The 25,172-nt window shown below is 67.9% G+C and carries 21 protein-coding genes; 8 read left to right on the top strand and 13 right to left on the bottom strand.

All coding sequences use genetic code 11. The annotated features are described in order from the left end of the window. Nucleotides 1–19 precede the first annotated feature (19 nt). The 6 genes from IB227_RS14105 to rpsU all read right to left on the bottom strand — a co-directional run bounded on the left by IB227_RS14105 (nt 20) and on the right by rpsU (nt 5,482). On the bottom strand, nt 20–997 hold the full coding sequence (locus IB227_RS14105) for a bile acid:sodium symporter family protein (protein ID WP_192287892.1): 978 nt from the start codon (nt 995–997) through the stop codon (nt 20–22). 40 nt (nt 998–1,037) lie between these two features. After that, on the bottom strand, nt 1,038–1,529 hold the full coding sequence (locus IB227_RS14100) for a sulfur transferase domain-containing protein (protein WP_192287891.1): 492 nt from the start codon (nt 1,527–1,529) through the stop codon (nt 1,038–1,040). Nucleotides 1,530–1,551: 22 nt separating this feature from the next. Beyond that, nucleotides 1,552–3,288: a DNA primase gene (dnaG, locus tag IB227_RS14095; RefSeq protein WP_192287890.1), complete on the bottom strand. Its 1,737-nt coding sequence runs from the start codon at nt 3,286–3,288 to the stop codon at nt 1,552–1,554. Between the two features lie 314 nt (nt 3,289–3,602). After that, the gene (locus IB227_RS14090; RefSeq protein ID WP_132865944.1) at nt 3,603–4,487 is read right to left on the bottom strand and encodes a YihY/virulence factor BrkB family protein; all 885 of its coding nucleotides are present in this window, start codon (nt 4,485–4,487) and stop codon (nt 3,603–3,605) included. A 196-nt stretch (nt 4,488–4,683) separates the two neighbouring features. Next, nucleotides 4,684–5,130, bottom strand: coding sequence for a GatB/YqeY domain-containing protein (locus IB227_RS14085; RefSeq protein ID WP_192287889.1), 447 nt, complete (start codon nt 5,128–5,130; stop codon nt 4,684–4,686). Between the two features lie 136 nt (nt 5,131–5,266). Beyond that, nucleotides 5,267–5,482, bottom strand: coding sequence for a 30S ribosomal protein S21 (gene rpsU / locus IB227_RS14080; RefSeq protein WP_002808376.1), 216 nt, complete (start codon nt 5,480–5,482; stop codon nt 5,267–5,269). 122 nt (nt 5,483–5,604) lie between these two features. On the opposite strand from rpsU, the gene tsaD reads away from it, so the two are divergent. The 5 genes from tsaD (at nt 5,605) to IB227_RS14055 (ending at nt 11,508) form a co-directional block, all read left to right on the top strand. Next, on the top strand, nt 5,605–6,639 hold the full coding sequence (gene tsaD / locus IB227_RS14075) for a tRNA (adenosine(37)-N6)-threonylcarbamoyltransferase complex transferase subunit TsaD (RefSeq protein ID WP_192287888.1): 1,035 nt from the start codon (nt 5,605–5,607) through the stop codon (nt 6,637–6,639). A gap of 175 nt (nt 6,640–6,814) precedes the next feature. Next, the gene (gene folB, locus IB227_RS14070) at nt 6,815–7,174 is read left to right on the top strand and encodes a dihydroneopterin aldolase (RefSeq protein ID WP_192287887.1); all 360 of its coding nucleotides are present in this window, start codon (nt 6,815–6,817) and stop codon (nt 7,172–7,174) included. 100 nt (nt 7,175–7,274) lie between these two features. Further along, a complete protein-coding gene (locus IB227_RS14065; protein WP_192287886.1) occupies nt 7,275–8,534 on the top strand; it encodes a mechanosensitive ion channel family protein in 1,260 nt (419 codons plus the stop codon). Between the two features lie 208 nt (nt 8,535–8,742). Next, the gene (locus IB227_RS14060) at nt 8,743–10,917 is read left to right on the top strand and encodes a glycoside hydrolase family 3 N-terminal domain-containing protein (RefSeq protein ID WP_192287885.1); all 2,175 of its coding nucleotides are present in this window, start codon (nt 8,743–8,745) and stop codon (nt 10,915–10,917) included. Nucleotides 10,918–11,025: 108 nt separating this feature from the next. Next, nucleotides 11,026–11,508 (top strand): hypothetical protein, encoded by a 483-nt coding sequence (locus IB227_RS14055; protein ID WP_132865938.1) that lies wholly within the window; start codon nt 11,026–11,028, stop codon nt 11,506–11,508. 7 nt (nt 11,509–11,515) lie between these two features. Here the strand turns inward: IB227_RS14055 and IB227_RS14050 are convergent, their stop codons facing one another. Together IB227_RS14050 and IB227_RS14045 are read right to left on the bottom strand one after the other, a co-directional pair. After that, entirely contained in the window at nt 11,516–12,694 is a 1,179-nt protein-coding gene (locus tag IB227_RS14050) for a hypothetical protein (RefSeq protein WP_192287884.1), read from the bottom strand. A gap of 37 nt (nt 12,695–12,731) precedes the next feature. Beyond that, on the bottom strand, nt 12,732–13,889 hold the full coding sequence (locus IB227_RS14045) for a PQQ-dependent sugar dehydrogenase (protein ID WP_192287883.1): 1,158 nt from the start codon (nt 13,887–13,889) through the stop codon (nt 12,732–12,734). 160 nt (nt 13,890–14,049) lie between these two features. Here IB227_RS14045 and yiaA point away from each other — a divergent pair, with 160 nt between their 5' ends. Next, nucleotides 14,050–14,484, top strand: coding sequence for an inner membrane protein YiaA (yiaA, locus tag IB227_RS14040; RefSeq protein ID WP_192287882.1), 435 nt, complete (start codon nt 14,050–14,052; stop codon nt 14,482–14,484). Between the two features lie 78 nt (nt 14,485–14,562). Here the strand turns inward: yiaA and IB227_RS14035 are convergent, their stop codons facing one another. From IB227_RS14035 to IB227_RS14015, 5 genes are all read right to left on the bottom strand, one after another. Next, entirely contained in the window at nt 14,563–15,855 is a 1,293-nt protein-coding gene (locus IB227_RS14035) for a cation:dicarboxylase symporter family transporter (protein WP_192287881.1), read from the bottom strand. Next, entirely contained in the window at nt 15,852–16,643 is a 792-nt protein-coding gene (locus IB227_RS14030) for a hypothetical protein (RefSeq protein WP_192287880.1), read from the bottom strand. The genes IB227_RS14035 and IB227_RS14030 overlap by 4 nt, the downstream gene beginning before the upstream one ends. A gap of 17 nt (nt 16,644–16,660) precedes the next feature. Then, nucleotides 16,661–17,509 (bottom strand): MurR/RpiR family transcriptional regulator, encoded by an 849-nt coding sequence (locus IB227_RS14025; protein ID WP_192287879.1) that lies wholly within the window; start codon nt 17,507–17,509, stop codon nt 16,661–16,663. A 391-nt stretch (nt 17,510–17,900) separates the two neighbouring features. Beyond that, complete coding sequence (locus IB227_RS14020; RefSeq protein WP_192287878.1) at nt 17,901–18,998, bottom strand: dipeptide epimerase; 1,098 nt, start codon at nt 18,996–18,998, stop codon at nt 17,901–17,903. Continuing rightward, the gene (locus IB227_RS14015; RefSeq protein WP_192287877.1) at nt 18,995–20,443 is read right to left on the bottom strand and encodes an SH3 domain-containing protein; all 1,449 of its coding nucleotides are present in this window, start codon (nt 20,441–20,443) and stop codon (nt 18,995–18,997) included. Before IB227_RS14015 ends, IB227_RS14020 begins: the two co-directional genes overlap by 4 nt. A gap of 309 nt (nt 20,444–20,752) precedes the next feature. Here IB227_RS14015 and IB227_RS14010 point away from each other — a divergent pair, with 309 nt between their 5' ends. Beyond that, the gene (locus IB227_RS14010; RefSeq protein WP_243694111.1) at nt 20,753–22,072 is read left to right on the top strand and encodes a transglutaminase domain-containing protein; all 1,320 of its coding nucleotides are present in this window, start codon (nt 20,753–20,755) and stop codon (nt 22,070–22,072) included. Between the two features lie 47 nt (nt 22,073–22,119). Next, entirely contained in the window at nt 22,120–25,128 is a 3,009-nt protein-coding gene (locus IB227_RS14005) for a TonB-dependent receptor (protein WP_192287876.1), read from the top strand. Nucleotides 25,129–25,172: the final 44 nt, after the last annotated feature.

Raw genomic sequence — 25,172 nt, 5'->3', positions numbered from 1 at the left:
ATCGCGGCCGAGGCCGCTCCTACGGGGCTTTTTGTTTGGCGGCGTAGCGTTGGGCGACCATCGAGCAGACGATCAGCTGGATCTGGTGGTAGATCATGATCGGCAACACGATCGCACCGAGGCTGCCGCCGGCGAACAGCACCTTGGCGATCGGTACGCCGGTGGCCAGGCTCTTCTTGGAGCCGCAGAACACGATGGGGATCTCGTCCTCGCGGCTGAAGCCCAGCCTGCGCGCGAGCCAGGTGATGCCGGGCATGGCGATGGCCAGCAACACCACGGCGATCACCGCGGTGGTCAGCAGCGAGACCAGCGGCGTCTTGGTCCACAGGCCTTCGTTGACCGACTCACCGAAGGCGGCATACACCACCAGAAGCACCGTGCCCTGGTCGGTGTAGCGCAGCAGCGGGCGCTGTCGCTCCACCCAGCCGCCGATCACCGGGCGCAACAGGTGGCCGGCGACGAAGGGCACCAGCAGTTGCAGCATGATCGCGCCGACCGCATGCAGCGGGTTGGCCATGCCGCCCTGCGTGCCGGCCAGCAGGGTCATCAGCAATGGGGTCAGGAACACCCCGAGGATGCTCGACAGCGACGCGGCGCAGACCGCGGCCGGCACGTTGCCACCGGCCATCGAGGTGAAGGCGATCGACGATTGCACGGTGGAGGGCAGGGTGCACAGGAACAGCACGCCCAGGTACAGCTCCGGTGTCAGCAGCGCGCCGGACAGCGGCTTGAAGGCCAGCCCCAGCAGCGGGAACAGCACGAACGTGCAGGCCAGGATCACCAGGTGCAGGCGCCAGTGCAGCATGCCGGCGATGATCGACTCGCGCGACAGCCGCGCGCCGTGCAGGAAGAACAGCGCGGCGATGGCGATGTCGGTGAAGTGGTCGAAGCCGCGGGCCAACGCGCCGCTCATCGGCAACACGGTGGCCAGCGCGATGGTGGCGAGCAGCGCGAGGGTGAAGTTGTCAGGCCGCAGGCGCGACCACCAGCGTTTCATCAGGCAGGGGTTCCTCGATCAGGTGCGGGTGAAGGCATGCTCAGGGGACAGGGGCCTCGATGGCGCTGCGCGCGCTGGCTTCCAGCGAGGTCATGCCGGCCGCGCGGCCGAGCTGCAATGCGTCGGCGGTGGAGGCACCTTCGAGCCGGGCATTGAGCAGGGCCAGCAGTGCGCCGGCACGGTTGCCCGACGCGCAGTGCAGCAGGGTGGTGCCGTCGTCCTGCGCGAGCAGGCGCTGCAGGGTGCGCGCGTTGGCCGTGGTGAGGTCGGCGGCGCCGGCAATGGGCAGGCGGACATAGCGCAGGCCGAGCTGCTCGGCCTGCGCGCCTTCGTCGTAGCCGCGGTCTTCGTCGGGCCGACGCAGGTCGATGACGGTGGTGACGCCGGAGCGGGCGGCATCGCGCAGCTGTTGCGCGCTGGGTTGGCCGGCGGTGAGCAACTGCGGGCGGGGCTGGCGCAGCGGAGCGTCGGTGGCCATCGCATTGGCCGATGCAAGCACGGCCAGCAGCAGGAGCGAACGGAAACCAGTCATCGAACAACCTCCGGTGGATGGGTCAGCGCAGCGTGGCCCGGGTCTTGAGCAACTCGCGCAGCTCGTACTTGTCGGCTTCATCCAGGCCCTGCTGGCGCTGCTTGGCCTGCAGTTCGTCCAGGCGTTGCTGCAGCAGCTGTTTTTCGAGCTGGTTGATGGCGTCCTGCAGTTCCTGGCCCCAGCTGGCCTCATCACCGGGCAGGGCGATGGCGGCGAGCTTGTGCAGCGCGGCCTGTTCCTCGCGCTCGTTGAAATGCTCCAGCAGCGCGCCAGTGCTGATGTCCGGGCGTTGCTCGACCAGCTGCAGCAGTTCCAGCAGCAGCTCGATGCCGGGCAGGCGCAGGCCGCCGATGGCGTGGTGGCCATGCAGGTTCATGGCCAGTGATGGCTGCTGCAGCAGGATGGCGATGGCCGCGCGTACCAGGCTGCGCTTCTGCACCGGCATCACGTTGCCGCGTGCGGCCGGCCGCGCTGCGGCGCTGGCAGGCACGGAGCTGTTGGCGCCGATGCCGGTCAGGCGCGCCAGCTCCTGCTTCATCAGGTCGCCGAAGGCACCGTCGGGGATCTGCGCCAGCATCGGCCGCGCGCGTTCGGCCAGGCGGGCCTTGCCGTCCAGCGTGCCGAGGTTGATCTCGCGGCTGAGCTCGTCGAAGAAGAACTGCGATAGCGGCGTGCCCTGCTTCAGGCGTGCGTCGAAGGCTTCGGCGCCTTCCTTGCGCACGATGGTGTCCGGGTCCTCGCCATCGGGCAGGAACAGGAAGAACGCCTGGCGGCCGTCCTTCATGCGCGGCAGCACCGATTCCAGCGCCTTCCAGCCGGCCTTGCGGCCGGCGTTGTCGCCGTCGAAGCAGAAGTACACGTCCGGCGCGTTGCGGAACAGCAGCTCGGCGTGGTCCGGCGTGGTCGCCGTGCCCAGTGTCGCCACCGCCTGGGTGACGCCGAACTGGAACAGGCTGACCACGTCCATGTAGCCCTCGACCACGATCAGGCGCTCGATCTTCTGGTTGGCCTGGCGCACCTGCCACAGCCCGTACAGTTCGCGGCCCTTGTGGAACAGCGCGGTTTCCGGCGAGTTGAGGTACTTGGGGCCGTCGTCCTTCTGCATGACGCGGCCGCCGAAGGCGATCACCCGGCCGCGGCGGTCGAAGATCGGGAACATCACCCGGTCGCGGAACTTGTCGTAGACGTGGCCGCGGTCGTTCTTGGAGAACAGGCCCACGCGGTCGAGCAGCTTCATGCGCCGTTCGTCCTTGCCCAGCGCATCCTTCAGCGCGCTGTAGCCGTCCGGCGCGTAGCCGATGGAAAAGCGCGCGCGGGTGTCGGCATCGACGCCACGGCTGTCCAGGTAGGCACGCGCCTTGTCGTTGCCTTCCAGCTGCTTCTGGAAGAAGCGGCTGGCCGCATCCAGCGCGGAGTACTGGTCGCGGCTGTCGTCCTGTTGCTGCTGGCTGCGCGGGTTGTTCTCGCGCGGCACTTCCATGCCGACGCGCTTGGCCAGCTCGTCGACCGCGTCGAGGAACTCGAGGCGGTCGTAGTTCATCAGGAAGCTGATCGCGGTGCCGTGCGCGCCGCAGCCGAAGCAGTGGTAGAACTGCTTGGTCGGCGAGACGTAGAAGCTGGGCGAGCGCTCGTCGTGGAACGGGCAGCGCGCTTCGTATTCCTTGCCCTTGCGCTTGAGCGGGACGCGCGTGTTGATCACCTCGACGATGTCGGTGCGGGCAAGCAGGTCGTCGATGAACGCGTCGGGAAGTCGGGCCATGCGGCAATGAACAGCGCCGCCGGAGGGCGGGGCACACAACAGGGATGGAGGAGAAGTGTACTCGCCTGCGTCGGGCTTGGCCGCCGGGAGCGTGCCCCTCTCCAGCCCTGCCATGCGCCTTTGGCGAAAGGGAGGGGCGGTTGGTGATGATCCGTCGGTACGCCGTGTACGGCTCCCTCCCTTTGGCATCGCCAAGGGGAGGGCTGGGGAGGGGTTGCCCTGGTCGCTGGCGTTGAGTGGCAGGCAAGCGGATGGGGCGCGGACTTCAGCCCCTTCCCTTGACGAGGCCGGAGGACAGAGCAACGGCCGCTGCTTCAGTCCGTCTCTGCAGGCGTATCTGGCAGCGCGCGCCGTGCCCGTGCCCGCTCATCGATCACCGCGGTGATCAGTGCACCGCCGAAGAACACCACGCTGGCGTAGTAGATCCACACCAGCATGATCACCAGCGTCCCCATCGAGCCGTAGGCACTGCCCGGGGCGGCATTGGCGATGTACAGGCCGATGCCGTAGCGGCCCAGGGTGAAAAGAATGGCGGTGATGGCACCGCCGATGAAGGCCTGGCGCCATTCCACTGGCCGGTCGGGCAGGTAGTGGTAGAGGAAGGCAAAGCCCAGCGCATACATCACCAGCGTGGTGATGTAGCCCACTGCGGGCAGGGCCGAGGGCAGGTGCGAGAACACCACCTGCAACGCGGTGGTGGCCACCATCGAGACGATCAGCAGGAAGCCCAGCGCCAGCACCACGCCGGCCGAGAACACGCGCTTCTTCAGCCAGCCCAGCACGCCCTCGAAGCGGCGGATGTCGGTGCGGAAGATCAGGTTCAGCGCCCCCTGCAGCTGGGCGAACACCACGGTCGCGCCGATGAACAGCAGGGCCACGCTCCACAGCCCGGCCAACGAGCCCAGGTCGGGGCGCGAGGTGGCGTTGTTGATCACCGTCTGCGCGACCTCGGCCACGCTGCGGCCGGCGAGGGAGGCGATCTGGTCGACCAGCGCCTGCTGTGCGGGCGGGTACAACGAAGCGGTCAGCCACAGCAGCAGCACCAGCAGCGGTGCCAGCGAGAGCAGGGTATAGAAGGCCAGTGACGCGGCCTGGGTCATCACGTCGGCTTCGGCGAAGCGGCGTACCAGGGCGCCGGGCAGGCTCTGCTGCAACTGATCCAGGCGCTGCTTCAGCTTGTCGGGGGACAGGTAGGGCATTGCGGTCGCACGGCACGGCAGGCCATGCACGTTAAGCGATGTGATGAAAAAAGAGGGTGAAGCACCAAGTGGCCGCGGGAGCACCTTCAGGCGCGAAGCCGGTGGTGCGTGGGGTGCGGGATGCACGCGGTCGGTCAGCTTCGCGGCCGAGGCCGCTCGGACGGACAAGGCCCGCGTTGCCGCGGGCCTTGGGGGGTCAGCCGGCCAGTGCCTGCTTGACCAGCTTGGACACCAGGCCCATGTCGGCCTGTCCGGCCAGCTTGGGCTTGAGCACGCCCATCAGCTTGCCCATGTCGGCGGCGCTGGCCGCGCCGGTTTCGGCGATGGCCGCCGCGATGGCGGCACTGATGGCGGCTTCGTCCATCTTGGCCGGCAGGTAGCGCTCGATCACCACGATCTCATCGCGTTCGATCGAGGCCAGGTCTTCACGGTTGGCCGCTTCGTACTGGGTCACCGAGTCCTTGCGCTGCTTGACCATCTTGTCCAGCACGGCGATCACGGCGGTATCGTCCAGTTCGATGCGCTCGTCCACTTCACGCTGCTTGATGGCCGCGTTGATCAGGCGGATCACGCCCAGCGAGTGCTTGTCGCCGCCCTTCATGGCGGCCTTCATGTCATCGGTCAGCTGTTGCTTCAGGCTCATGGATCACCTCTTTCGGGATCGGAATACGGTTTGGAAACACGGGGGCCGGGAACGCAAAAAGCCGGCTACGCTTGCGCGTGCCGGCTCTTACCCCAGTACGGAAGGCCGAAGCCCCCCGTTCAGGAGTCGCGTCCGATCAGTACAGGCGCTGACGCTTGGTCACGTCACGCGAGGAACGACGCAGCTGGCGCTTGACGGCAGCAGCGGCCTTGCGCTTGCGTTCCTGGGTCGGCTTTTCGTAGAACTCGCGCTTGCGGGTCTCGGCCAGCACGCCGGCCTTTTCGCAAGTGCGCTTGAAGCGGCGAAGAGCAAACTCGAAGGGCTCGTTCTCGCGGACTTTGACGCTGGGCATGGAATCTCCGGGACACAATGAAACCGGGTCACGCCCGGTGAGCCGCGCATTATAGTCGCTTTGAGCGGGTGCGCAAGTCCCCCGGGGTTTGCCCCGAGGCTGGGGAGGTTCACAATACGCCCATGAAAGTCCTCGGCATTGAATCATCCTGCGATGAGACGGGCGTTGCCGTCTATGACACCGACCTGTCCGGCGGCGCCGCGCTGCGCGCCCACGCGGTCTACAGCCAGATCGCGCTGCACGCCGAATATGGTGGTGTGGTGCCGGAGCTGGCCAGCCGCGACCACGTGCGCAAGACCCTGCCGTTGATCCGGCAGACGCTGGACGAGGCCGGCATCGCCATCTCCGATATCGACGGGGTGGCCTATACCGCCGGCCCGGGTCTGGTCGGGGCATTGCTGGTCGGCGCCGGGGTGGCACGGTCGCTGGCCTGGGGCCTGGATGTGCCGGCCATTGCCGTGCATCACATGGAAGGCCACCTGCTGGCGCCGCTGATGGAGGACGACCCGCCGGAGCCGCCGTTCGTGGCGCTGTTGGTGTCCGGCGGCCACACCCAGCTGATCGCGGTCGATGCCATCGGCAAGTACCGGCTGCTGGGCGAGACCCTGGACGACGCCGCCGGCGAGGCCTTCGACAAGACCGCCAAGTTGATGGGGCTGCCGTATCCGGGTGGCCCGCAACTGGCCAGGCTGGCCGAGATCGGCACGCCGGGACGCTACAGGTTCGCCCGCCCGATGACCGACCGGCCGGGGTTGGACTTCAGTTTCTCCGGCCTGAAGACCCAGGTGTTGCTGGCCTGGCGCGACAGCGACCAGAGCGAGCAGACCCGCGCCGACATCGCGCGCGGTTTCGAGGACGCGGTGGTCGACACGCTGGCCATCAAGTGCGAGCGCGCGCTGGATGCGGCCGGTTGCGACGTACTGGTGGTGGCCGGCGGCGTGGGCGCCAACAAGCGCCTGCGCGCCAAGCTGCATGAGGCCGCGCAGCGGCGCGGTGGCCGGGTGTGTTTCCCGCGCCCGGCGCTGTGCACCGACAACGGCGCGATGATCGCCTTCGCCGGTGCGCTGCGCCTGAAGGCCGGCCAGCACAGCCCGCCGGAAGTGAAGGTCACCCCGCGTTGGGACATGGCGACGCTGCCGCCGCTGGTGGACGAATAGGGCAGGAACGGCGCACGGGGTCGCGGCTGCATCACCGGATTGATCGCGGTTGCGGGGGGCGCCACTCCGCGCGATTGCACGCGGGATCGCAGCGGGCGCCGTTCAGCCAAACGCCCCTGCTTAACGCCCCGGCACGTACCATTGCGTATTCCCCAATTCCTGTTCCCTGTGTTCAATGGACAAAGTATTCATCGAAGGGCTCGAGATCGACGCCCTGATCGGCATCTACGACTGGGAGCGGCGCATCCGCCAGACGTTGGTGTTCGACCTGGAAATGGGCTTTGACAACCGCAAGCCCGCGGCGAGCGACGACATCGTCGACACGCTGAACTACAAGGCGGTGAGCAAGCGCTTGATGGAATTCGTGCGTGGCTCGGACTTCGGCCTGGTGGAGACGCTGGCCGAGCGCTGCGCGCAGATCGTGCTGGACGAGTTCGAGGTGCAGTGGCTGCGCTTGAAGCTGAGCAAGCCCGGCGCGGTGCGCGGTGCGCGCGCGGTGGGCGTGATCATCGAGCGCTCGCGCGCTGCCGGGTAACCCCCTGTCCTGAAGCTGCCGGACGGCCTGCCCGGGCCGCCCATCGGGCGCGCGCGCCCCGTCGCGGCCAGGACCCTGCAACAAAGAGGAGCAAGAACCGATGGCGGTAATGGGAATCCGTTGGCTGGACCAACTGGAAAGCACGCTGGCGCCTTATCCGCTGGCGTACCCGGCGGTGGTGGTGGTGGCGCTGCTGCTGGTGGCCTGGCTGGCCAACTTCGTCACCAAGCGCATCCTGCTCAGCGGCCTGCGCAAGGTGATCGAGCGTTTCTCCGGCCCGGAGAAGAACGCCAAGCAGCCGCTGCGCGTGATCGCACGGCTGGCCAACATCGTGCCGTCGGTGGTGATCGCCGCCGGCCTGTCGATCGTGCCGGAACTGCCGCCGGAGCTGGTGGCCGGGCTGAAGGCGCTGTGCCATGCCTGGACCGTGCTGACCATCGCCCTGGCCGTGGCGCATGCGCTGGACGTGTTCAATGATTTCTACGAGCGTCGCCCGGACGCGCGCAACAAGCCGATCAAGGGCTACCTGCAGGTGGCCAAGATCGTGGTGTTCGTGCTCGCCGGCCTGTCGATCGTGGCGACCCTGGCCGGTGTCAAGCTGCTGCACGTGGTCACCGGCCTGGGCGCGGCGACCGCGGTGCTGATGCTGATCTTCCAGGACACCATCCTGTCGCTGGTGGCCAGCGTGCAGATCAGCGGCGATGGCCGCGTGCGCATCGGCGACTGGATCGAGATGCCCAGCCAGAACGCCGATGGCGACGTCACCGACATCGCCCTGCACACGGTGACGGTGCGCAACTTCGACAACACCATCACCACCATCCCGACCAAGAAGCTGGTGACCGAGTCGTTCCGCAACTGGCGCGGCATGCAGGAGTCGGGCGGGCGGCGGATCAAGCGCTCGATCTACCTGGACCAGCACAGCGTGCGCTTCCTCGATGCCACCGCGCTGGAGCGGCTGGGCCAGTTCGGCCTGCTGGACGACTACTTCGCGGCCAAGCAGGAAGAGCTGGGCCAGTGGAACGCGCAGGTGGCGCAGGCCCACCCCGAGCCGGTCAACGCGCGCCGCATGACCAACCTGGGAACCTTCCGCGTCTACGTGGAGCGTTACCTGCGCAGCCATCCGGACATCAAGCAGAACATGACCCTGCTGGTGCGGCAGATGGCGCCCACCCCGCAGGGCCTGCCGCTGGAGATCTACTGCTTCGCGCCGACGGCGTGGGCGCAGTACGAGCGCACCCAGTCCGACGTATTCGACCACCTGCTGGCGATCCTGCCGGAGTTCGGGCTGCGGGTGTTCCAGGAGTCCAGCGACGCGATGCTGATGGCGGTGCGCGAGCGCCAGGACGCAGGCGTGTAGGACGCCGGCGGGGATTGCCGGGAAGGCGCCTGCCGCGCGTGGCCCGGCGCTCCCCCTGGGACGGGACGCCGGTCGGGTGGGGCCGTACTGCGCCGGACGCTACCGGCCCGGCGCCCACCGTGCGGGGCTGTGATCGCGCGCGCTGTGATTCACGGCGGTGGCGCTAGAATCCGCACACTGCAAACGTTTACATGAAGAAGGATTGCCGGTGGCCCACGACCGCATCGAGTCCCTGATCGCCCGCATGACCCTGGAAGAGAAGGTCGGCCAGTTGAGCGTATTCGCCGACATGGTCCGGCCCTTCGTTCCGGACATCAATCCCGAGGCCAACGTCCGCAATGCCGAGCAGGTGCTGGAGCAGGTCCGTGCGGGGCGGGTGGGGTCGCTGTTCAACGGCGTCGGCGCCGAACAGGGCCGCCAGATCCAGAAGGTGGCGGTGGAGGAGAGCCGGCTCGGCATTCCGGTGATCCTGGCAGCCGACGTGATCCATGGCATGCGCACGGTGTTCCCGATCCCGTTGGGCGAGGCCGCCAGCTTCGAGCCGGACCTGGCCCAGCGCACCGCCCGCGCCACCGCGGTGGAGGCCACCGCGGCCGGCATCCACTGGACCTACGCGCCGGCGGTGGACATCGCCCGGGACCAGCGTTGGGGCCGCGGTGCCGAGGGCGCAGGCGAGGACGTGGTGCTGGGTTGTGCGTTCGCCGCCGCCCGCGTGCGTGGCTTCCAGGGCCAGGACCTGACCGCTGCCGATGCCTTGCTGGCCACGCCCAAGCATTTCGCTGCCTACGGCGCGGTCGCCGCGGGCATGGAGTACGCCCAGGTGGACATCTCGCCGCAGAGCCTGCGCGACATCCATCTGCCGCCGTTCAAGGCCGCGCTGGAAGCCGGCGCGTTGTCGCTGATGAGCGCCTTCAACGACATCAACGGCGTGCCGGCCAGCGCCAACCGTGCGCTGCTGACCGAGTTGCTGCGCCACGAATGGAAGTTCGATGGCGTGGTGGTGTCGGACTACACCGCCGACATGGAATTGATCGCGCACGGTTACGCCGCCGACGAGGTGGACGCCACCCGCAAGGCCTTCCTGGCCGGGTTGGACCTGAGCATGCAGAGCGGCTTCTACGACCGCCACCTGGCCGGGCTGGTCGAGGCGGGCGAGGTGCCGATGTCGGTGCTGGATGAATCGGTGCGCCGCATCCTGCGGTTGAAGGAGGCCATCGGCCTGTTCGATGACCCGTACCGTTCGCTGGATGCCGTGCGCGAGGCCGATCAATCGCATATCGCTGCGCACGATGCGCTGTCGCGCGATGCCGCGCGCCGCTCGATCGTGCTGCTGAAGAACGAGAACGCGGTGCTGCCGCTGAAGAAGCAGGGGCAGAAGATCGCGCTGATCGGCCCGTTCGTGCAGGACCGCGACAACATCGAAGGTTGCTGGACGTTGTTCGGCGACAAGTCGCGCTACGTGACGCTGGAGGACGGCGTGCGTGCGGCGCTGGGAGACGCGGCAAGCGTGGAGATCGTGCCCGGTTGTGCGTTGGAGGCGCCGCTGGACGGCGGCATCGCCGCAGCGGTGGCCGCTGCACGACGCGCCGAGGTGGTGGTGCTGGCGCTGGGCGAGCCGCAGCGTTACACCGGCGAGGCGCAGTCGCGCGTGGAGATCACCTTGCCGCCCGCGCAGCAGGCGCTGGCCGACGCGGTCGCCGCCACCGGCACGCCGTTGGTGGTGCTGTTGCGCAACGGGCGCGCGCTAGCGCTGCACGGTGCGGTGCGTGATGCGCAGGCCATCGCGGTGACCTGGTTCCTTGGCACGCAGACCGGCCATGCGGTGGCCGACGTGTTGTTCGGCGACTACAGCCCGTCGGCGCGGTTGCCGGTGAGCTTCCCGCTCGCTTCCGGGCAGCAGCCGTACTTCTACAACCACCCGCGCACCGGGCGCCCGGAGCTGCCGACGATGTCCGAGTTCAAGGCCCGCTGGCGCGAGATTCCGAATGCGCCGCTGTACGCGTTCGGCCATGGCATCGGCTACACCACGTTCGCTTATGACGCGGTGCGGCTGAGCACCGCGCAGATGGATTGGGACGGCACGCTGGAGGTCAGCGCGACGGTGACCAATACCGGCGAGGTTGCCGGCGAGGAAGTGGTGCAGCTGTACGTGCACGACCGCGTCGCCAGCCGGGTGCGGCCGATGCGTGAGCTGAAGGACTTCCGCAAGATCGCGTTGGCGCCGGGGCAGTCGCAGCAGGTGACGTTCCGCCTGGTCCGCGAGCAGTTGGCCTTCACCGGCGTGGACGGCGAATTCAGTGCCGAGCCGGGCCTGTTCGATGTGTGGGTGTGTGCGTCGTCGGCCAGCGGCGAGGCGGCCAGCTTCGAGCTGCTGGCACCGTGATCGTCCGGCAGGAGCACCCAAGGGCGCTCCTGCGACGTGGGTGACAGATGACACCTGCCGGCGGCGGGCCGGCATGCGATGCTCGCGCCATTCCCCGGAGAGACACAAATGGCCGCGCTGCCCGTCTACATGCCCTGGTTGATGACCGCCGGTTTCGGCCTGTTGTACTACCGGCGCATCCGCCGGCACTTCGGTTGGCAGCCGTGGCGTCCGCACCGCAACGTCGCGCGCATCGTGCTGCTGTCGGTGCTGGTGCTGCTGCTCGGCTGGGCGGCGCTGTTCCTGCCGCACGTGGCCTGGGGAATGCTCGGCGGCGCGGTGGCCGGCGTGGCGCTGGGGCTGTTCGCGCTGAAGCACACCCGGTTCAGCGCACGCGACGGCCATGCCGGGTACATCCCCAATCCGTGGATCGGTGGCGTGCTGTCGCTGGTGCTGGTCGGGCGGTTGGCGTGGCGCTGGTACAGCGGCGCGTTCAGCGCCGGGGCGATGCAGGGCGGCAGCAATGCCAGCCCGCTGACGATGAGCCTGGTCGCCGCGCTGCTCTGCTATGGGCTGGTGCAGGCAATCGGGCTGCGCCTGCGCCTGCGCTGAGCGCGGGTCACAGTGGTTTCACCACCTGCAGGTCGTAGCCGCTGGCCACGTCCGCGCAGGCCGAGACCGCTGCATGTGCCGCCGGTGCGGGGCTGGTGGCCAGGCTCAGCCGGACGTCGCCGGTGGGCACTTCCTGGAAGCGTTGCACGGCCGGTGGCAGGGTGTCGCTGAAATACAGCATCAGCTGCGCGGTATAGGCCTGCTTCGCCAGGCCGCTGGGCAGTGGCAACGCGGGGTACGCCAGCTGTGCTTCGTGCCAATGCTGCGGGGCGTAGGCGCGCTGCCAGCGGACCGTGAGCGGGGTGTCGGTGCCGAGCACGACCGGCGCCTGTGGCTCGCGCCGGTTGGGGCAGGTGGCCTGCGCGAGTTCCGTGTGGAGCAGGTCGACGTTCTGCCCGTTGAGCTCCAGCCGAACGATTGGCACCGTGCCCGAATCGGCCACCGAAACCAGGGTCAAACCCGCGGGCGCACGGCGGGCGGGGGTGCGTACCAGTAGCGGTGATCGCATCGGCGTGAGGACCACGTCCACATGGTCCGGGTAGTGGTAGTAGACGTGGCGGAGGTCACGCGCCGGCAGGTCGTATGGCAAGGCGGCCGATGGCCGCCGCAGCGGCACGACATCGGGCGAGGGCCGCCCATCGCCCAGGGCCCGGCCGATCTGCAGGCGGCTCGGCTTCAGCGCATGTCCCGCATAGGGGAACGCACGGCCGTCGGCGCGCCGTGCCGGCGGCCAGCGGGTGACCTGCGTGGTCTGCCCGACCGGCAGGGCCGGGACCGGCATGACATGGCCGATGCCCGGCGTGCTGGTGAAGCCGGTGCTGACGCTGTCGTCCAGCCACAGTGTCTGGCCGGTCAGGTTCACGTGGACTTCGGAAACCGGAGGGGCTCCGAACAGGCCGTCATGTTGCCTGCGCAGGCTCTGTCCCGCGGGCACGATCAGCGCCGCCAGCACGGCCGGGCCCAGCATCGCCAGATGCGCCACCCAGGGTGTCCTGCCGCGGTCGCGGACCAGCGCGTAGAGCCATGCCAGCAGCAGCGCTGGCAACAACACGATGCCGAGCAGCGGCGCGTAGAGGACGACCAGCAGCGCGGCGGGGTGATCGAGCAGGATCAGCACCGAGGCGGTGGCGGTGAGGACCGCCACCACCGCGCCGATCACGATGGCGGGCAGGTAACGCAGCAACATCGCAACAGGTCCTTGTCGCCGGATGCAACGGCCGCGATCAGCCGGCCTTCGGGGTCAGCTTGAGCAGGCGGGCGTTGGTGCCGTCTTCCAGCAACCACAGTGCACCGTCCGGGCCCTGCTCCACTTCGCGGATGCGCTTGCCCATGTCGAAGCGTTCCGCTTCGCGGGCCGTGTCGCCGTCGAAGGCCACGCGCACCAGTGATTGCGAGGACAGCCCGCCGATGAAGCCGCTGCCCTTCCACTGCGGGAACAGCGCGCCGTTGTAGATGACGAAGCCGGCGGGCGAGATCACCTGGCGCCAGGTCACCACCGGCGCGATGAAGTCCGGGCGGGTGTCGTGGTCGGGGATCGGCCGGCCGTCGTAGTGGTCGCCGTTGGAGACGATGGGGTAGCCGTAGTTGCCGCCGCGCTGGATCAGGTTCAGCTCGTCGCCGCCCTTGGGGCCCATCTCGTGCTCCCACAGCTTGCCGTTGCCGTCGAAGGCGATGCCCAGCACGCTGCGATGGCCCAGCGACCACACCTGGTCGGCCGGCGCACCCTGCGCCACGAACGGGTTGTCGGCCGGAACGCTGCCATCGTCGTTGAGGCGGATGATCTTGCCCAGGTTGGTTTTCATGTCCTGGGCGGGGTCGAACTTCTGCCGCTCGCTGGAGCTTATCCACAGCTTGCCGTCCGGGCCGAACGCCAGGCGGTGGCCGTAATGGCCGCGGCCGCTGACCTTGGGGGTCTGCCGCCAGATCACCTGGGCGTCGCTGAGCTGGCCGCTGCCGTCGGCGGCCAGCACCAGCCGGGCGCGCGCCACCGCGGCACCCCGGGTGTCGTCCTGGCCGTCCTCGGCATAGCTGTAGTAGACCCAGCCATTGCTGGCGAACTGCGGATGGGCCAGCACGTCACCGAAGCCACCCTGGCCGCCATAGGCCACGGTCGGTACGCCGCTGATCTCGTTCCGCTTGCCACTGACCGGGTCGACGTGCAGCAGCTTGCCGGCCTTTTCGGTGACCAGCAGGCTGCCATCGGGCAGGAAGGTCATCGCCCACGGCTCGTTGAAGCGGGCGACCTCGGTGGCGGCGAAGGGCCATTGCGCGGGCTTGATGGCCGCTTCGGCGGCCGGATCGGCGGGGTCGGCGGCGCAGGCGGTGCTGAACAGCGCCGGGGTGATCGCCAGTGCGAGGCTGAGCAGGAGGGGACGGGGCATGGGGTTCTCCAATGAGGGGAAACGTCTGTCCAACCGCGCCATTACACCATGCCCGTCGGGATCTTCCGGGCCCGGGCCTCTGGGAAGGTGGCGATGGATCGCATAACGTAGCGGCTCACGTCCAAGACCGGGCGGTGTGTCCCTACAAGGAGTTTGGCTGATGAAACCTCAGGTGCAACGACCCTCGGCAGCCTTCATCGCCGCATCGTGGACGGCGTTGATGCTCGGCGCGGTCGCTTATCTGGTGGGCCTGTTCAACGCGGAGATGCTGCTCAACGAGAAGGGTTACTACCTGTCGTTGCTGCTGTTCGGCCTGTTCGCCGCGGTGTCCCTGCAGAAGAGCGTGCGCGACCGCGTGGAGGGGATCCCGGTGAGTGCGCTGTATTACAGCCTGTGCTGGTTCGCCCTGTTGTCGGCCTTGTTGCTGCTGGTGGTCGGGCTGTGGAACGCGACCCTGTTGCTGAGCGAGAAAGGGTTCTACGGCATGTCCTACGCGCTGTCGCTGTTTGGCGCGGTGGCCGTGCAGAAGAACACCCGCGACACGATGGCGGCCGACGCGCTGTACGGCGCACCGCCGCTGCCGCCGCAGGACTGAGCCCGCGCGGTACAGCGCAACGACGAAGGGCGGGTGCCATGCACCCGCCCTTCGTCATTTCACCCCCTCCGGCCAGGCTCAGCCCGGTTCGGTGGGTTCCGGTCCCGGTTCCGGGTGGGGCGCGGTATGGCGGGCCACGATGCCGGTGGCGGTGACCCCGCCGGTGGCATTGCCGATGGTGCAGAACACGTCGGGGATGGTGTCCACCGCCAGCAGCACGCCCAGCGGTTCCACCGGCAGCCCCATGCTCTGGGTGATCGGCAGGTTGTTGGTCATGAAGTTGGCCTGGCCGGGCAGGCCGGTCGAGCCCATGCTGATGACGGCCGCCAGCAGCACCGCCACCGCGTACTGCGAGGCGTGGATCTCGAAGCCATACAGCCAGGCAATGAAACTGGCCACGGCGATGTACTGCGCCGGGCTGGTGATGCGGAACAGCGACACCGCCATCGGCAGCACCAGCGCGGTCAGCGCCGGCGGGTAGCCCAGCCGGTTGCGCGCGCTGTCGATCATCGCCGGCAACGAGGCCAGCGAGGACTGCGTGCTGCCGGCGATCACCTGCACCGGCACCAGCGCGGCGGCGAAGCGGCGCAGCGGTTCGCCGGCGGCGAAGCGTGCGACCACGTACAGCAGCAGGGTGATCAGGATGTAGATCACGCACATCAGCACGATGTAGTAGCCGATCACGCCCAGCACGCTCATGCCGACCTCGGCGCAGACCACCAGCACCAGTGCGAACACGCCCACCGGCGCGGCCCACAGCACCCAGCGCACGATGCTGATCATGGTGTCGGAGACGGTGCGGATGAGGTCGAGCAGCCGCTCGCGGCGCCCGGCTTCCTGCCGGCTCAGGGCGAAGCCGAAGAACATGGCGAACACCACCAGCGGCAGCATCGAGGCCGATGCGGCCGCGGCCAGCGCGTTGCTCGGGATCAGCCCGCTGATCCACTGCGCCGCCGATGGCGGCGTGGCGGCGGTGGCCGGCGAGCGCAGCGCCTCGCGGAAGGTCCGGATGGTTTCGGCATCACGCGGCACCAGGTCGAGCAGGGCGGGGGTGACCAGGGCCGAGAACGCGGCCGAGCCGACCAGCAGGACCAGGAACACGATGATCGCGTTGCGCGCGGTACGGCCCGAGGCGGCGGCATTGCTGGCGGTGTTGACGCCGACGATGACCAGCGCGGTGACCAGCGGAACCACGGTCATCTGCAGCGCGTTGAGCCACAGCCGGCCGATCGGGCGGGCGACATCGGCCACCTTCAGCGCCAGCGCCGGATCGTACCGGGCCAGCGACAGGCCGACGATGGCGGCGATGGCCAGCGCGATCAGCACCTTGACCGGCGCGGAGACGGTGAAGCGGCGTGCAGGCGTGCTCAAGGCGCGGCCTCCGCCAGGGAGGGCAGTCCCCAGTCACGGCGCAGGCGTTCGTACTCGGCCTGGGGCAGCAGCACGAACACGGGCTGGGCGGCGGGGTTGAGCCAGGCCAGCAGGTCACTCATCTGCTGCGGCTCCATCGCGGTGCAGCCGGCGGTGGCTTCGCCGGGGGCACGCCACAGGTGGGCGAAGATGCAGCTGCCCTGGCCCGGCACGTTGCCGGGGTTGTGTTCGATGACGAAGCCTTCGCGGTAACGGCGGTCGCCGTCGTTGTGCAGGTCCAGGCGCATGGCCTCTGTCGAGCCCTTGACCGCGTCGGCACCGACCTGGGCGGCATCGACGATGCGGTTGTACAGCGGCGAGGCCGGTACATCCATACAGTAGCTGCTGGCCTGCATCGGCAGGTAGGGCAGGGCGCTGTGGATGTGTTCGGCATAGCCGAAGGCCGGGCCAATGGCGAAGAGGCCGGCGGGACTGCGGCCGTCGCCCTCGCGCTTGTGCGGGCCATCGGACTGGGGCGGATGCAGGCCGATGCCCCAGGCGCTGCCGTTGCGGCCCAGGGCCACGTCGAAGCCGCTGGCATGTGCCTGCCAACCGTGTTCGGTGCGCTCGAAGGCCTGCAGGTGGCCCGAAGGGGTGTCCCAGCTGGGCGTGGTGACCAGGATCAACTGGCGCGCGGCGTGCGCCGGCGCAGGCCGCGAATGGGCCGAGGCGAGCGGGGCCGCCAGTGCGAACAGGCACAACAGCGGTGACAGCACCTGCCGGGCGAGGGAGGGAAACAGGGATGGCATGGCGGCGGCTCCGGCTGTCAGTTGTCGATCAGGTGCTGGATGCGTTCCTGGTTCAATGCCAGTTGTCGTTGCCGGTCCGGGTTGGACTGGCACAACAGCACGAACACGAAGTCCAGCAGGTACTGCAGCGAGCAACGGTACAGCAGTTGCGCGATCTGCGGTTGCCGGTCATGCGCGCAGATGGCGAGCGCGGCATCGGCGTGTGCGCGCAGCGGATTGGCGGTGTGGCGGGTGATCGACACGACCTTGCCGCCGACCTCCTGGAACTGGCGCGAGAGCTGCCACAGCTGCGGCAGCTTGCCGAACTCGGAGAACACCAGCAGCACGTCGCCGGGGCGCGCGGCGGAGAGGTTGGCGGTCATCAGGATGGGGTCGGCGTGCTGGACGGTGAGGATGCCCAGCAGTGACAGCCGCATGGCGAATTCGCGGGCGTACAGGCCGTCGTCGCCGAGGCCGTAGATGAAGACCTTGGGCGCGTTGTCGACCAGCGCGATGACGGCCTCGACGTCGGCCTGCGGGTTGGCCGCCATGGTTTCCTCCTCGGCGGCGGACTTGGCGCGGCGCAGCGTGTCGGCGGCCAGCAGGTAGCCGCCGGGCTGTTCTTCCGGCGGCCAGTCGGTGGTCTCGCCGTTGCCGGCCAGCGCGACGGCCGAGCCGACCGAGTACTTCAGGTCGGGATAGCCCTTGAAGCCCAGCTTCTGGCTGAACTTGACGACGCTGGATTGGCTGATGCCCAGGGCATTGGCCAGCTGCTGGGAGGAGTAGTCGCGCAGCAGGTGGGCGTTGTCGAGGATGAAGTCGGCGATGCGACGTTCAATGGCCGACATCTGTTCGCGTTCGGCGCGGATTTTCAGCAGTGGGGCCATGGGCGGTGTGCCGGGAGTTCGTGGGTGACTTTACGGGATGGACGGTCGCTTTGGAGAGGATGGAGTACGTGCCTGGGCTCCCTCGTTCGCACGCAGTGTGGTGGTTGCTTTGGGGTGCGCCCCCTCCCTCGCACGCAGTGCGGGGGAGGGGTGGGGAGGGGACTCCAGAAGTAAGCATCGCCGGGAGGCGCTGCGCTCCAACCCCCGTGCCTTGTTCCCTCGGTGGGCTGCGGTGCTCGGCTCGCTTTACGGGACGGCAAGGGCAGAGCCAGAGCTACCCCTCCCCGGCCCTCCCCTGCGCGTTGCGCAAGGGAGGGGGCATAAGCAACAGCAACGGCAATTCGTGCGTCGGCGGCAACGGCTGCAGCAGCGGTTGCCGTCGCCGCGTGCATCACGGCTTGATCATCTCCAGGTCGCGCACCTGGAGGATGCCCAGGCCGGGGGCGTCGGTGATGGTGATCTCCGACTCGTTGAAGATCACCCCGCCTTCGACCGGATTGAACTGGCTCAGCGAGGGGCCGTCCAGGTCGACCTTGGTGATCGCGCCGGACTTGGCCACCGCCAGGTGCACCGCGGCGGCCACGCTGATGCTCGACTCCAGCATGCAGCCGATCATGCACGGCACGCCGTACAGCGAGGCGATGTCGGCGATCTTGATCGCGTTGGAGATGCCGCCAGTCTTCATCAGCTTGATGTTGATGATGTCCGCCGCGCCCTGCTGGATCAGGTCGAACACCTGGTGCGGGCTGAACACGCTTTCGTCGGCCATCACCGGGGTGTTCACCCGCTCGGTCACGTACTTCATGCCGGCGATGTCGGCGGCCTTGACCGGCTGTTCCAGCAGTTCCAGCACCACGCCGGCGTTCTCCAGCGCGCTCATCGCGTAGACCGCCTGCTTGGCGGTCCAGCCCTGGTTGGCGTCCAGGCGCAGCAGGGCGCGGCCCTCGACCGCGGCGTGGATCGCCTTGACCCGCTCGATGTCCAGGCCGATGTCCTTGCCCACCTTGATCTTCAGCGACTCGAAGCCGCGCTCGACCGCCGACAGCGAGTCGGCCACCATCTTGTCGATGTAGTCCACGCTGATGGTGATGTCGGTGGTGATCACCGGGTCGCCGCCACCCAGCATCTGGTACAGCGGGGCGCCGTGCAGCTGCGCCCACAGGTCGTACACGGCGATTTCCACCGCCGCCTTGGCGCTGGTGTTGCGCTCCAACGAGGACTGGATGAGGCCGCAGATGCGGTTGAGGTTGCTGATGTCCTCGCCGATCAGGCGCGGCTTGATGAAGGTGTTGATGGCCTCGATGATCGAGCCGTGCGTGTCACCGGTGATCACCGCCGTGGGCGGGGCCTCGCCATAGCCGGTGTGGCCGCTGTCGGTGCGGACCAGCACCACCACGTCCTCCATGGTTTCCACCGTGCGCAGCGCGGTTTTGAACGGGGTCTTCAGGGGCACGCGCAGCATGCCCAGTTCGATGTCGGTGATCTTCATTTGGTGGTGTGCGGGCCGATGCGCTGGATGTTGGTCATGCGGTCGATGTAGCGGGCGGTGTCGCTGGCCATCATCGGGTCCAGGGGCGTTACCGACACGCCGTTGAGGCTGGCGTGCACGCGCTTGCCGCTGGCGTCGAACCAGCTGCCGCCGGAGGTGTCGTGGATCACCCAGGTCATGCCGTTGGACTGGCCGATGGCCATCATCACGTGGCCCGGGATGTAGACCAGGTCGCCGACCTGCAGGTTGGCGACGGCCGCGTCACGCCGGGCCTTGCCGTCGGCCTCGCTGAAGGCGGTGCGGTCCAGCGCCGGGCTGATCGCCTGGGCGCTGGTGTTGCGCGGCAACAGCACGCCGAAGCTGCGGTAGATCTCCGAGACGAAGCCGCTGCAGTCGCGGGTATCGTAGGAATGGCCCCAGCCATAGCGTTCGCCGAGGAACTTGAAGGCCTGGGTGATGAGGTTGCGCGGGGTCAGTGGCAGGTAGTCCGCGGCGGTGTCCTGGGAGCGCGGCAACAGGGCCGGCACCAGTGCCAGGCTGCCGTCGGCGTTGCGGACCGGCAACTGGATGACATGGCTGCCATGGCCCTGCTGGCCGTTGACCGGGGTCATCGCCGGCCAGTCGGACAGCACCGGCACGCGCACGCCCATTTCTAGCTGCAGGTCGGACACGCGCGGCTCCTCCGGCGTGTGCACGGTGCGTGCGGTGGCGCCGGTGATGACCCGGTACGGGCCGGTGCTGCCGTAGCCGAACACCTGCGCGGCGTCGCCGATGCCGACGAAGCGCTTCTCCATCCAGGCGGCGTAGCGCTCGCTGCTGACGAACACCCACTTGCCATCGGCGCTCTCGTGCAGCACCGCCACGGCGTCGCCGGGGAACAGCGCCGACTCCTGGAAGCGATCGATGTCGGTGTCGCCCTGGCTGCTGAACACGCGCAGTTCGGTGGGGAAGGCCCGCAACGCGGCGCGGTGGACGACCAGGCCGTACTGGATCGGGCGGCTGGCCGGCACGCGCTCCAGCGCGAGGTTGTCGGTGATGGCCTTGAGCTGGGCCGCGCCCACCGGCTTGCCCTGCACGTCGTACAGTGGGCGGGTGGGGGCGCGGGAAATGCCGTTGATCTGCTCCAGCACCAGGGCGCGCGGCAGGTTGGCCGGCAACGCACGCAGGTCGTGGATGGAACTGTCCTGCTGGCGCATGCGCGCGTTCTGCGCGTCGATGCCGGCGCGGTCCAGGATCACCGCGTCGGGATCGGGCAACTGCGCGATCCAATGCTGCGGTGCGAGGAAGCTCTCCTCCAGGCCAAGGATGCCCGCGTAGGCCGGGGCAGGCGCCTGCGGCGGCGACAGTGCCCACGCCGGGCCGGCGCAGAGCGCCGCAGCGAGGAGCAGGGCCCGCGACAGCGGGGCGAGGCGTCGGCGCGGAAGGTGTGCCGGGATCACGTTCATTGGAACTCCCCTTGGAGATGCTTCGGAATATTTATTCCTTTCATCCATGAAAGCAAGAATAAATTATTGACCGGCTATCGGGTGCGTGTTAAACAGCCGTTACCACCCTGCACCTCTGGATGTGTTGCCGTGGCTTCAACTGTCGATTCTGCCTGCTTTGTCCGTGTCGCTCTCGCCCGCAAGGTAGCCGTCTCCCTGCTGGGGCTGGGCATCGCCTGCACGGCGCAGGCCGGCGAGGCCCCAACGCTGCCCTTGCCGGCGTTGGAAGCACGGATCGACCGCGGTGACTTCGCCGGTGCGCAGGCCGAGATCGATGCTGCCCTGGCCGCGCCGGGGACCGATGCGCAGGCGCGCCAGGCCTATGCCTTCCAGCAGGAGCGCATGCGCCGGATGCGGCTGGATTTCAGCCTGGACGAAGCGCAGGCCAAGGCCGCGGTGCGCCGCTCCATCCCCGACCTGCGCGAGGCCGAGTTCAAGGCCTGGGACGATGCCGGCCTGATCGAGCATCTGGACATCGACGGCCAGCGCCGCTGGTTCAACCGTGCCCCGAACAACCTGTTCCTGCTGAGCGAGGAAGCCTCGCAGCGTCGCCCGGCGGACAAGCGCATCTCGCGACCGGGGCCGTACGAGCGGCTGGGGCCGCACCACGCCGAAGTCATCGCCGCCTCCGACCGCAGCGGCCGCAACAGTGTCAGTCCGCGCCGCATCCGCGTGACCCAGTCGATCACGGTCAAGGCCGACGCCGTGCCCGCCGGCGAGACCGTGCGTGCCTGGATCCCGTACCCGCGCGCGATCCCGGGCCAGCAGGAAAACATCCGCTGGCTGGGCAGCGTGCCGGACGGTGCGCAGGTCGCGCCCGAAGACACCCTGCAGCGCACCGCCTACCTGGAGCGCACCGCGGTGGCGGGCACGCCGACCGAGTTCTCGGTCAACTATGAAGTCACCATCTCCGCGCGTCGCTTCGTGATCGACCCGGACAAGGTGCTGCCGACGCCATCCGACCCGGCGCTGGCGCCCTTCCTGGCGCAGCGCGCGCCGCACGTGGTGTTCACCCCGGCGCTGCGTGCGTTCTCGCGCAAGGTGGTGGGCAACGAGACCAACCCCTACCGCGTCGCCCGGAAGCTGTTCGACGCGGTGGACCAGATCCCGTGGGGTGGCGCGCGCGAATACTCCACCATCAGCAACATCTCCGACTACGCGCTGCACGCCGGCCATGCCGACTGCGGCCAGCAGACGCTGTTGCTGGTGGCGCTGCTGCGGCTGAACGGCATCCCGGCGCGCTGGCAATCGGGCATGGTCTATTCCGATGACGCGGTGGGCTACAACAACCTGCACGACTGGGGCGCGGTGTACCTGGCCCCGTACGGCTGGGTGCCGATGGACGTGACCACCGGCGCGCTGGACAGCAGCGTGCCGGCCGAGCGCGACTTCTACTTCGGCGGCATCGATGCCTACCGCATCGCCTTCAACGACGACTACTCACGGGCGCTGGTGCCGGCCAAGCAGCACTTCCGTTCGGAGACCGTGGACCTGCAACGTGGTGAAGTGGAGTGGAAGGGCGGGAACCTCTATTTCAACCAGTGGCAATACGACTTCCAGACGCAGGTGCTGCCGCTGGAAGGGCAATAGACAGCAGTTCGAGTCGTTACTTCACTATCTGCAGGAGAGAGCAGGGGATGAACAGCAAAATGTTGAAGCGGGCGGCGCTGACCGTCGCATTGGGCGCGTGTCTGGGGGCACTGGCGCCGAGCGTCATGGCGCAGAGCGCCACCGGCGCGATCGCAGGCCGCGCGAGCAGCGGTGACCAGATCACCATCGTCAACAAGGCCACCGGCCTGACCCGCACCGTCACCGTCGGTGCCGATGGTTCCTATCGACTGAGCCAGCTGCCGGTGGGTGATTACAGCCTGCAGGTCAAGCGGGACGGTGAGACCGACAAGGAGCCGCTGGCCGTCAGCGTGTCGCTGGGTGGCACCACCGCGGTCAACCTGGGGGGCGGTGACGGTGGTGCGGTGACCCTGGACTCGGTGCAGGTCACTGGTTCGAAGATCGTCAACCGCGTGGACGTGTACTCCACCGAGTCCTCCTTCAACATCAAGCGCGAAGAACTCTCGCGCATGCCGGTGGACCAGAGCGTGGCAGCCGTCGCGCTGCTGGCGCCGGGCGTGGTGGCATCGGGCGCGACCTTCGGCGGCCTGACCTTCGGGGGTTCGTCGGTGGCCGAGAACGTGGCCTACATCAACGGCCTGAACGTGACCGACCCGTACCGTCGCCAGGGCTTCTCGACCGTTCCGTTCAACTTCTACGAGGAGTTCCAGGTCAAGACCGGCGGCTACTCGGCTGAGTTCGGACGCAGCACCGGCGGCGTCATCAATGCCATCACCCGGTCCGGCGGCAACGAGTTCAAGGGCGGCGTCGAGGTCACGATGGAGCCGTCGGCGTGGGCTTCGTCAAAGAAGGATCACTTCCACCGCGATGGCACCATCGACGAGCGTGATCGCACCAGTCGTGATACCAGCCCGCTGACGAAGACCAATGTGTGGGCGTCCGGCCCGCTGGTGAAGGACAAGCTGTTCTTCTTCGCGATGTACGAAAACCGCGACAGCGACTCCAAGGACGTCGACGAGAACGAGGCCTGGAAGACCAAGAGCAACAACGATTTCTGGGGCGGAAAGCTCGATTGGCGCATCACCGACAACCACATGCTGGAACTGCTGGCGTTCTCCGACAAGTCGGACTTCGTCACCAACAGCTACGAAGACTACGTGTGGGACACCAACCAGTTCGGTGAAACCACGGGTGTCAGCAGCGGCAGCTCGGGCGGCGACAACTGGTCGCTCACCTATACCGGCCACCTCACCGACAACTTCGTCGCCAAGGCCATGTATGGCGTGAACAAGCGCAGTTCGGTGGCGGACAGCCCGCTGGACGGCGACTGCAGCATCATCACGCTCGCCGCCAGCTACACCACCAAGTATGGCCCGAAGTCCAACCAGGGCTGCCATCCGACCAACAGCAGCATCAGCAGCCGCGAAGACAAGCGCGAGGCGGCACGCCTGGACTTCGAGTGGACCCTGGGTGACCACCTGCTGCGCTTCGGCGTGGACCAGGAGGACATGGATTCGGACAGTTCGGTCGTCTACCCGGGCGATGGCAGGAGCTACCAGGCGCTGGTGCTCAAGCCGGGCGATTCGGTCAACGGCACCGTGCTGCCGGCAGGCGTCACCGACATCGTCGATGCGCGCCGCTATGTGACCGGTTCGCCGGTGACGACCAAGGCGCAGGCGTTCTACCTGGAGGACAACTGGAACGTCACGCCGAACCTGCTGTTGAACCTGGGCGTACGCTTCGACCAGTTCCACAACAAGCTGGCCTCGGGCGCGACGTTCGCCAAGACCAAGTTCAACGACATGATCTCGCCGCGGCTGGGCTTCAGCTGGGACGTGAAGGGCGATGGCACCACCAAGGTGTTCGGCAACGCGGGTCGCTACTACACGCCGCTGACCAACAAGATCGCCGACTACTTTGGCGGTGGCACGATCGACGAGCACACCTACTATGCGCTCGACGGCTGGACCGAGATGACCCATCCGCTCACCGGCAAGCCGTACCTGGTGCCCAAGCTCGGCCAGCAGATCGGCCCGGTCAACACCGACGGCAACGCACCGGCGCCGAGCGACGTCCGCACCGCGGTGGCGAAGGACCTGAAGCAGGTCTACCAGGACGAGTTCATCCTCGGCTTCCAGCAGGCGATCAACCAGGAATGGTCGTATGGCGTGAACGCCACCTACCGCAAGATGACCCGCGCGGTGGAAGACGCACGCATCAACCATGTCGAAGGCTGCGACTGGTACTCCGGTGACTGGCCGATCATCAACCCCGGCGAGAAGAACACGCTGTGGTGCCCGGACACCAACAGCTGGGTCACCTTCGATTCGTCGAAGGACGGCTACAAGGCCGGTGGCAGCGGCCTGGTCATGGGGTACAAGAAGCCCAAGCGCACCTACAAGGCGGTGGAGTTCCAGCTGGACCGCGCGTGGAACGACAAGTGGTCGTTCAATGCCAGCTACATCTGGTCCAAGAGCGAGGGCAACATCGAAGGCCCGGTGAACTCGGATACCGGCTACGCCGACACCAACCTGGTGCAGTACTACGACCATCCGGCCGTCAATGAACGCTATGGCGTGCTGTTCAATGACTTCCGCCACCAGTTCAAGCTGCGCGGCACCTACAAGCTCAACGAGCAGTGGTCCTTCGGCAGCACCCTGTCGGCCCGTTCGGGCGGCCCGATCACCGCGTTCGGTGTGGTCTGGCCGGATGACAGCCGCAATGCCGGTGGCCCGGGTGAGTTCAGTGGTGGTGGTTCGGGTTGGCTGTGTGAGTCGTCGCCGACCAACAACTGCAGCGACTGGAAGACCCGCCAGTTGACGTACTCCGAGCGCGGTGCCTTCGGCCGCATGCCGTGGGTCGTGGACCTGGGCGCCAGTGTGATGTGGACGCTGCCGGTGGAAGGCATCGACCTGAAGGCTCGCCTGTCGGTGTACAACCTGCTCAACCGGCAGACCACGGTCAACGTCCACTCGCGGTATGAGAGTGCGCCCGGCTCGAAGATGGCCTACTTCGGCGAAGGCACCGTCTGGCAGGCACCGCGTTACACCAACCTGGTCGTGACCTGGAACTTCTGATGGTGCGTTGAACGGACGGCCCGCCTCGGCGGGCCGTTCGCTTT

The sequence above is a fragment of the Stenotrophomonas sp. STM01 genome, assembly GCF_014852135.1.
GTDB lineage: Bacteria > Pseudomonadota > Gammaproteobacteria > Xanthomonadales > Xanthomonadaceae > Stenotrophomonas > Stenotrophomonas capsici.
This window is presented reverse-complemented; position numbering and strand designations above follow the sequence as displayed.

Bases quoted from the DNA above. Each gene is read 5' to 3' on its own strand.
- IB227_RS14030 (WP_192287880.1), bottom strand. From the start codon at position 16,643: ATGCCATCCCTGTTTCCCTCCCTCGCCCGGCAGGTGCTGTCACCGCTG.
- IB227_RS14085 (WP_192287889.1), bottom strand. From the start codon at position 5,130: ATGAGCCTGAAGCAACAGCTGACCGATGACATGAAGGCCGCCATGAAG.
- IB227_RS14020 (WP_192287878.1), bottom strand. From the start codon at position 18,998: ATGAAGATCACCGACATCGAACTGGGCATGCTGCGCGTGCCCCTGAAG.
- IB227_RS14015 (WP_192287877.1), bottom strand. From the start codon at position 20,443: ATGAACGTGATCCCGGCACACCTTCCGCGCCGACGCCTCGCCCCGCTG.
- IB227_RS14045 (WP_192287883.1), bottom strand. From the start codon at position 13,889: ATGCCCCGTCCCCTCCTGCTCAGCCTCGCACTGGCGATCACCCCGGCG.
- IB227_RS14090 (WP_132865944.1), bottom strand. From the start codon at position 4,487: ATGCCCTACCTGTCCCCCGACAAGCTGAAGCAGCGCCTGGATCAGTTG.
- rpsU (WP_002808376.1), bottom strand. From the start codon at position 5,482: ATGCCCAGCGTCAAAGTCCGCGAGAACGAGCCCTTCGAGTTTGCTCTT.
- tsaD (WP_192287888.1), top strand. From the start codon at position 5,605: ATGAAAGTCCTCGGCATTGAATCATCCTGCGATGAGACGGGCGTTGCC.
- IB227_RS14065 (WP_192287886.1), top strand. From the start codon at position 7,275: ATGGCGGTAATGGGAATCCGTTGGCTGGACCAACTGGAAAGCACGCTG.
- IB227_RS14105 (WP_192287892.1), bottom strand. From the start codon at position 997: ATGAAACGCTGGTGGTCGCGCCTGCGGCCTGACAACTTCACCCTCGCG.
- yiaA (WP_192287882.1), top strand. From the start codon at position 14,050: ATGAAACCTCAGGTGCAACGACCCTCGGCAGCCTTCATCGCCGCATCG.
- IB227_RS14005 (WP_192287876.1), top strand. From the start codon at position 22,120: ATGAACAGCAAAATGTTGAAGCGGGCGGCGCTGACCGTCGCATTGGGC.
- IB227_RS14055 (WP_132865938.1), top strand. From the start codon at position 11,026: ATGGCCGCGCTGCCCGTCTACATGCCCTGGTTGATGACCGCCGGTTTC.
- IB227_RS14100 (WP_192287891.1), bottom strand. From the start codon at position 1,529: ATGACTGGTTTCCGTTCGCTCCTGCTGCTGGCCGTGCTTGCATCGGCC.
- dnaG (WP_192287890.1), bottom strand. From the start codon at position 3,288: ATGGCCCGACTTCCCGACGCGTTCATCGACGACCTGCTTGCCCGCACC.
- IB227_RS14025 (WP_192287879.1), bottom strand. From the start codon at position 17,509: ATGGCCCCACTGCTGAAAATCCGCGCCGAACGCGAACAGATGTCGGCC.
- IB227_RS14050 (WP_192287884.1), bottom strand. From the start codon at position 12,694: ATGTTGCTGCGTTACCTGCCCGCCATCGTGATCGGCGCGGTGGTGGCG.
- folB (WP_192287887.1), top strand. From the start codon at position 6,815: ATGGACAAAGTATTCATCGAAGGGCTCGAGATCGACGCCCTGATCGGC.